This window comes from Runella defluvii (assembly GCF_014195535.1).
Taxonomy (GTDB): Bacteria; Bacteroidota; Bacteroidia; order Cytophagales; family Spirosomataceae; genus Runella; species Runella defluvii.
In genome coordinates this window covers 1-1,361 of record NZ_JACIBY010000044.1, presented here as the reverse complement: position 1 = coordinate 1,361, position 1,361 = coordinate 1, and the positions used below count along the sequence as shown (strand labels likewise).

The following is a 1,361-nucleotide window of genomic DNA, read 5'->3' as shown; positions in this document are numbered from 1 at the left end:
TTGTTGTGCGACATAAATTTGAGTACAAGTTATAACATTTAGTTAAGTACATTTTTCGTTCTTTGAAAATACGGTCATGCTAAGGATTCTCTCATGGGATAGATTAACAGCTGGTGCATTTTTAACGTATTTATGATTAGCTGTAATCATCCATTCAACCTTATCTTTATCAAGTTGTAACTGGACGTATTGCTCTTTGTAGTGACTTCCGATTACCATTTTTTGTCCAAAATGGGTTATTTGTCCTGCTGATGATACTTTTCGAGTAAAGATTTTTTTAGCTAAAAAATCATATACTCTCTGTGGGTTAAATTCTTGTGGACTAAATACTCTCCTTGAAGTTAGTAGTTGTGGGAATTCTTGTAAACGAGTTTTGTTTTTAAGTCGAACTACGGGGAATGTTTCTCTTTGAATCTTAATTTGTTGATTAAGTTTGGTTTGGAGGTCTTGCAGATTTTTACATTTGCTAACTTCTGCCCATCGCTGAGTGGTGTCCTGCCGCATCGGCGTTCCGAATTTTTTCAACTCTGTTATTCATTTGAGGACAATAAGGTTTATTCCATGTCATGTCAACGTCTTGAGCAATTAACCATAAAGCCAAAGGTGGTGTTGGATTGATAAGGGCGGAGCCAAACGGTTCTCCATTGTCCACTCTAAAACATCCTGCTTTACCCCAACGAGCAAAGATTTCAATCAATTTTTGTCTAACTACCTCAATAGGGACCTGGCAAATTCGAGCATAGGGGAAAAACAGGAGCTTCCAAGGCAGCTCCGCTTTTTTCATCGACAATAGTTAAATAACAAGCCTTTTGTCCATCAAGCAAAGTTAGACGTTCTTTGGCATCCACTTGCCAGATGTTATGAACCGCTTTGGAACCACCAATGGTAGGCTCTGCCATTTGTTGACGAGGTTTTATGAGATTGGCATCTCGATACCAGCGTTGTAAAGTGCGGATATGTTCCACATTGTCTCGACCATAACGCTCACACAAGGCAAGATGAATTTTGGGAGTTCCCCATTGGGGATGCAAACGCTTTAACCAATGGGCTGCACGATAAATTAAATCTTGTTGAGTCTTAGGTCGTTTTCCACAATTAGTATAATTGGTGGCTAACCCTTTTTCTGGATTAGTTCGATATTGTTGCCACAGATTACGAACAGTTGGATAAGGAAGCGAAAGCTCTTGGCTAATTTCAAACAAGGTCTTCCCTTCGTATTTTAGTCTAATTATCCCTTGACGAGATGCCATATCAGTTGCTTTGCCCATCGGTTTACAAAATTTTAATGACCATATTTCAATGAACGAATGTACTAATCTTTTTGACACTAAGAACATACTCAACTTTATAGCGCACAACAA

The 1,361-nt window shown here is 38.6% G+C and carries 2 protein-coding genes; both read right to left on the bottom strand.

The genetic code is table 11. The annotated features are described in order from the left end of the window. Positions 1-42: 42 nt before the first annotated feature. Positions 43-525: a hypothetical protein gene (locus FHS57_RS31590; protein WP_183980804.1), complete on the bottom strand. Its 483-nt coding sequence runs from the start codon at positions 523-525 to the stop codon at positions 43-45. A gap of 188 nt (positions 526-713) precedes the next feature. Further along, positions 714-1,361 (bottom strand): COG3415 family protein (locus tag FHS57_RS31585; protein ID WP_221225788.1); only part of this gene is annotated, 648 nt, incomplete at its 5' end.